The organism is Microcystis sp. M_QC_C_20170808_M3Col (assembly GCF_007095505.1).
Classification (GTDB): Bacteria; Cyanobacteriota; Cyanobacteriia; order Cyanobacteriales; family Microcystaceae; genus Microcystis.
In genome coordinates this window covers 1-5,445 of record NZ_SFBY01000096.1, presented here as the reverse complement: position 1 = coordinate 5,445, position 5,445 = coordinate 1, and the positions used below count along the sequence as shown (strand labels likewise).

5 protein-coding genes are annotated in these 5,445 nt (G+C 42.0%); 1 reads left to right on the top strand and 4 read right to left on the bottom strand.

The window, feature by feature from the left end:
• A partial coding sequence (locus EWV84_RS05000) for a DUF4114 domain-containing protein (protein ID WP_287076837.1) occupies nucleotides 1-1,699 on the bottom strand: 1,699 nt, incomplete at its 3' end.
• Nucleotides 1,700-2,323: 624 nt separating this feature from the next.
• On the opposite strand from EWV84_RS05000, the gene EWV84_RS04995 reads away from it, so the two are divergent.
• On the top strand, nucleotides 2,324-2,821 hold the full coding sequence (locus tag EWV84_RS04995; RefSeq protein ID WP_004163691.1) for an HNH endonuclease: 498 nt from the start codon (nucleotides 2,324-2,326) through the stop codon (nucleotides 2,819-2,821).
• On the opposite strand, the gene EWV84_RS04990 is transcribed toward EWV84_RS04995, so the two are convergent.
• From EWV84_RS04990 to EWV84_RS04980, 3 genes are all read right to left on the bottom strand, one after another.
• A complete protein-coding gene (locus EWV84_RS04990) occupies nucleotides 2,818-3,171 on the bottom strand; it encodes a hypothetical protein (protein WP_286826150.1) in 354 nt (117 codons plus the stop codon). The two genes, EWV84_RS04995 and EWV84_RS04990, sit on opposite strands and share 4 nt — an antisense overlap.
• Nucleotides 3,172-3,258: 87 nt before the next feature.
• Nucleotides 3,259-4,371 carry a hydrogenase formation protein HypD gene (hypD, locus tag EWV84_RS04985; RefSeq protein ID WP_287076834.1) on the bottom strand — a complete coding sequence of 371 codons (1,113 nt, stop codon included), beginning with the start codon at nucleotides 4,369-4,371 and terminating at the stop codon, nucleotides 3,259-3,261.
• Nucleotides 4,372-4,512: 141 nt separating this feature from the next.
• The gene (locus tag EWV84_RS04980; protein WP_287076833.1) at nucleotides 4,513-4,776 is read right to left on the bottom strand and encodes a HypC/HybG/HupF family hydrogenase formation chaperone; all 264 of its coding nucleotides are present in this window, start codon (nucleotides 4,774-4,776) and stop codon (nucleotides 4,513-4,515) included.
• Nucleotides 4,777-5,445 lie beyond the last annotated feature (669 nt).

Sequence of the window (5,445 nt, the reverse complement as noted above, 5' to 3'; positions counted from 1 at the left end):
CAGAAACCGTTAAAGTATCCCCATCAATATCTGTAGGTGGATTAATATTTAAGGGGATAGGTTGACTATCTTCTGGTAAAGTAATAGTCTTATCTGCATCGGTGACAGGAGGGTTATTAACAGGTGGATTCAGCGAATTATCATTATCCAGAATCGTGCCAATTCCCTCACCTTGAATCAGGATAGCATTGGTCACTCCTGTTAAATTCACCGTGAAGGTTTCCGTAGGCTCGCTAATTGTATCGCCCTTCACAGCAACTGCGATCTTTTTCTCCACTTCTCCCGGTGCAAACGTCAAAATTCCCGTTGAGGATTCATAATCTTTCCCCGCTTGAGCGGTTCCATCCGTCGTCGTAAATTGAGACGTTACTGTTGTGTTTGTAGGGGCTGATAAACGAACTGTAAAATTAGCAGATTGAGTTCCTGTATTCCCCTCGGTCACTGTGGTATTTTCAATACTCAAAGACGGTAACTGAATCGGTTCTCCAATTGGTTCCCCAAAACTGAACCGAAACACTAAATCATTAAAATCGCGATCGCCGCCGCCCCAAAAATCTTCCCAAGTCCAAGTCTGACTATCCTGTTGAGCATGGACATGATTCAAACCATCCTCATTCGCCGCCGCATAGGAAAAGAAAACCGGCGGGGCATTTTCCCCCTTGGCGATCGCCTGATCTGTCGTCCCGTTAGCAACTAGATACCATCCCAGATATTTCCCAGAAGGGACGTTAAACGTTTTACTATCAAACGCTTTCCCAGAGGCAAAAATTACCTTGTGGCGATCGCCTGACAAGGCCGCAGCTAAATAACCCTGATCCCCTGGTTTAATCCCATTAATTTCGCCATCTGGGGTATCAACCAAATAATAACCCATCTCGCTTTGAAAATCAGCGTCCTGACTGACAGCCTCCACTGTTAGGGGAACCTGTTGCCCTTTGTCTCCGGCTAAGACAATTCCTGCTTGAGCAATATTAAAAACAACATCGTTAAAATCTTGATCTCCCCCACCCGTCAAATCTTCCCAGTTAAGCCGCCAGATCCCGCGGCCAAGATGACTACTTTGGGAATGATCAAAATTATCAGGATTAGCTCCTTTCAGGGAGAAAAAAGCTAACCCAGATTGACCCTGATTTTGTCGATTATTTTCTAACCAATTAGCGCTGGTATTATTCTGAATCACATAAAACCCTAGACGACTACCCCCCGCAACGGTGAATTCCCGCCAATTTCCCGCTTGATTACCCGAATTAAAGAGAGTTTGTCGGCTGGGACTGCTTAAAGCGGCTTCGGCGAATCCTTCTTCACCGGGGGCGATACCTTCTACCCCACCTAAAGCATCCACCAGAAAGAATCCCACTTCATTATTAAAAGCTGCTTCTCGCAATGTCCACTGGACAACCATATTCACCCTTTCTGAGGGATTACCCGGAACGACTAAAACCTCGCCTAAATCATCTAACTGACTGATTTGAGGGGTTCCTAGCCAAGAAGTATCTTGATCTGAAAAGGAGAAATTAGCAGCCTCTGGATTAACTAATAAAGGGGTTGATAGCAGAGAATCACTTTGATTAGCTAAGTTATCGCTCGCCGCCGCGCTCACGGGAGCAAGAAAATTGCTAGGAGAAGATAGGGTGAGAGGCGTGACTTGAGGAGCCACTTCTAGCGTTGTCGGAGCCAGCATAGATGGCGCTGTCGCCATCAAGGTCTGATCTACTCCCAAAAGACTTGAGCCATCTTCTAGAAGTATTGGGGGAAGTATTGGAAAATCCACTTATGCCTTCTGCTTGGATGTCTAGCTTGATTCATTAAATTAATCTTTGTTGGCATCTTAAGGGCGTTTCTTTTTACTGTCAATATATATAAATTATTTGCATATATATATATATATCATTAGTTTTGCTAATTATATTAAATCCGTTTTTAATAATATGATTAGAGTTCTTGCATAATTAATTTTCGAGAGTTCATATTAAATCTGGTTATTAAAAACTGATTATTTATTCCCCCTTTTGCATGAGTGCCTCTTGCCGTTCAGCTGTCCTGATATGTAGCCTATACTCAACGGATTTAGTTTTTTTGTCAGAGATTATCGCCACAAACAGAAACATAAATCGTAGGGTGCGAAGCGCGAAAGCGTAACGCACCAATTTAATAATCAAGTCGGTGCGTGGGGCGCGGATTATTAATTTGTTTTTTTGTCAGAGATTATCGCCGCAAACACGCACCCTACCAGATCTATACTCAACGGATTTAGAATAATAGGTTCCAATCTCAGTGATCTGTGCTACCATTCGGGGTAAATTCAAGCGATCTCCAGACACCTATGAGCAAGGTTCTCGTGTTGAATGCCTCCTACGAACCGCTAAATATTACCAGTTGGCGGCGCGCGATCGTTTTATTGTTGAAAGGAAAAGCTGAATCCCTAGAACATAACGGAAAAGTGGTTTGTCGTGACTTACCCTTGCCTTCTGTTATCCGTCTTAGGCAATACGTCCGTGTTCCCTACAAGGAAATTCCTTTAACCCGTCGTAATATTCTCGAACGAGATCATCACACCTGTCAATACTGTCTCTACCGAGGTGAACAATTAACCATCGATCATGTGATTCCCCGTTCTCGCGGAGGGGGTGATACCTGGGAGAATTTAGTGGCGGCTTGTGTGCGTTGTAATGTGCATAAGGGCAATCGTACACCAAAAGAGGCCAATATGTCCCTGCGCGCCCAACCCCGTCGTCCCTACAGCAGTCTCCACTTTGAGCTATTAAAGCACACCAGGGAGAATCACAATCAGGAATGGCGTAAATATGTCATCGGCATTTAGGGTGAGAAGGGCATGGTGAAACCAAGACCAAAATTGATTCCCATGCCATTATTATTAGTCTGGGTGCGAGGATTGGCAACTCCCGTGCCTAGATAAACCGCACAACCGCGACAGGGGGAATTGACTCGGTAGCGCACCGCCATGGGATCATTGGGATCGGTGATAGTTACTCCCTGATTGTTTAAATCTTTAATTAGATTGGTGACGGGTTTGAAAAAATCGGCGCTGGGGGGTTGACTTGGTTGCAGTTCTAGGGTTTGTTCTTGGGAAGCAAGAACAATTTCCGAAGCGATAACTAGCAGTAGAGAGGTAGTTAAGCCAAATAAACCCAGATTATTTTTGATTTTCATTTTTTTTATCACCGAGAGATTGTTAATTTCTTCTGGTGAGAATTCTAGCGTTTCCTCACCGGAAAGGAACCTAATCAGTAAAAAAATTTACTGATTTCTACCATACTTATAATAAGCGGCACAAGCACCTTCACTAGAAACCATACAAGTGCCGATGGGATGTTCGGGAGTACAAGCAGTACCAAATACTTTACATTCCCAGGGTTTTAAAACACCTTTAAGAATTTCGCCGCACTGACAAGCTTTGTGATCTTTAACGCGCTGATTGGGTAAAGTAAATTTCTTCTCCGCATCAAAATTACTGTACTCATCTCGCATTTTTAACCCTCCTTGAGCAATTTCTCCTAAACCTCGCCATTCAAACTGATCTCGCAGTTCAAAAACTTGGTCGATTGCCGATAAAGCGACTCTATTTCCTTGATTTTGTACCACTCGATCGTACTGATTTTCGATCTCACATCTCTGCTCATCTAATTGTTTTAATACCATCCAAATTGATTGCAGAATATCCAAAGGTTCAAACCCAGAAACTACCACAGGTTTATGATATTCTTGGGCAATAACTTGATAGGGTTCTGTGCCAATTACCATGCTAACATGACCGGGACCAACAAAACCGTCTAACTGTAAATCTGGGTTATCTAACAAAGCTTTCAGAGCGGGAATAATCACCACATGATTAGAAAATAAACTAAAATTAGTGATACCATCTCTTTGTGCTTCTAAAACAGTTAAAGCTGTGCTAGGAACGGTTGTTTCAAAACCTAATGCTAGAAATATTACTTCTTTATCGAGATTTTCTCTGGCAATTTTTAAGGCATCGCGAGGAGAATAAACCAGGCGAATATCATCACCTTTTGCTCGTGCTTGCAGCAGACTCAAATGGGAACCGGGGACACGCATAGTATCGCCAAAAGTTGTCAGAATTACGTTCGGTTGTTGTGCGAGAAAAATGGCATCATCTAAACGACCTCGCGGCATCACACAAACGGGACATCCGGGACCATGAATTAATTCGATAGTTTCGGGAAGTATTGCCTCGATACCGTATCTAAAAATTGAGTGGGTATGACCCCCACAAACCTCCATAATTTTAGTAACTTTTTCCCGCTTTTCAGAGATTCTTATCGATAATTGTTCAATTTGTTGAATTAATCCTGCCGCTTTAACCGGATCACGAAATTCATCAACGTATTTCATAACAAGCTTTCTCTCTATAAGTGGTTGGACAAAAGTAAAGTTAATTGTGGAGCCGGTCGTCGGTCGTCAGTAATAATTGCCGTAATTTACATTTCTTAAGATAGACAACAGAATTAATTTGTGGCTAACTAATTAAGAACATTAATTATGATTAAATTCTGCCTCTAATTCCAATAATTGTGTTAATAAATTTAAGGTTTCTTGCGCCTCATTTTCATCAATTCGATTCATGGCAAAACCCACATGAACTAATACCCAATCCCCTAGACAAGTATTAGCAGGATGGTCTTCATCAACAATGCAAGCGATATTTACTTCTCTTTTTACACCCCCGACATCGACGAGAGCGATATTATGGTTTTCATCAATAATTGCTGTAATTTGTCCCGGTATGCCTAAACACATAGTTTTTACCTTGAAAAATCTAGTTTTTGTTAATTATGGGCTGATTTTTTGGGTAGAGATTGCAGTAATATCAACTGAGAATCAGGTCATACTTCATCCCTCTAAGAAACGCTATACAGTCAAAGGTTATCCTTTTTACTTTTTCCTTTTTCCTTTCCCCTTTCCCCTTTTTACTCGGTCTTACCTGCCATTCTGGACTATTGCCCTCAAGAACAGCTTTTTTTCCCGTATCTTTTTTAAGATTTCCCCTGTCCCGGACCGTGGACACTATCCCAGTAAGGGTAAAACTTTTGTATTAGGGACTACATCACTTTACCAAATTGTCCGTCAAAAGCTGATACAAAAGTCTAGTCTCGTAAAACAGCCAGCGACACAGTCCATCCTTACCCAGTGCCTTAAAGCTGGGTAATTCTTTCCTTTTTTCGATTCTTTGACCATTTTCTTGGTCGTAATAGATATGAATCCGGGGATTAAGCCAACAATGCTTAAGCTTGCCAATAATCTCAGTTTTAGCGGGTTTATTAGGACAAATAGTAACCATTGCATGAGGGTATAGAACCTATTTGGTATCTCTCTTGTGACGCTTCACGGGTAAGAATTACAGGTATTTTGGCTAATTCGCTCTAATCCATACTGGGTAAGGATTTTGGGAAAGATACCAAATGGACT